We start from the raw sequence: 692 nt of genomic DNA on the forward strand, positions 1-692 counted from the left end.
TGCCAGACAAAGACGCCTCTCAAGGTGACTGGCGTTGTTCTTATCGGTTACTACAGTCGGCAGATTTGATGCCTTTGGTGTTTGATTATCGCTGGTTGATGAATGGACAGTTTGCTTTCTACTTAGTGGACTCTGCTTCCCAAGAAAATGGAGGTGTAGCGACAACGCTACTGGTGAGAGCTTTGTTTGATGATTACCTAAGAAACTTAAAAAGTTTCAGTGCGGATCTGAAAGACATGGTAAACATCATGGAGAAGGGCATTGAGTGCTCAGATTGTGCTGGTGCGGTGAAGGCGGTATTTGGTGTGGCGGATTTAGCTTCTTCAACCGTGTCACTTTTACCTGCTGGTTTGGACAGCCAATGGTCGGATGGACATGAAAATCAACATATTGCGGCAGGCAATCGACTGGGTGATGGCAGCATGAACAACTTCATCACCCGAGATTTACCGCTGAAGACAACAGGTCAGTTGTCGATAGGTTGTTTAGGTGCATCCAGTTTCAGCCTGAATATTACTCGAGTGAATCGACTCGTTTAGAAAGCCAAACTCGGATCTTATCTTTAATTAATATGGCGAAAGCAGCATGTAATGTGCTGCATTCTTCTTTCCTGAATCTGTCGTTCTATAACTGATGATTTTATAACCTTACTTTTTGTTGGTGTTTAGATGGAATTGTTTAAGGTATAGTCA

The 692-nt window shown here is 43.2% G+C and carries 1 pseudogene; it reads left to right on the forward strand.

Annotated features, from left to right (window positions below):
• Nucleotides 1-539 (forward strand): annotated as a pseudogene (locus tag R7Q48_RS27575) (two-component system response regulator); the annotation flags it as partial.
• Nucleotides 540-692: the final 153 nt, after the last annotated feature.

The sequence above is a fragment of the Vibrio sp. 378 genome (genome assembly GCF_033339435.1).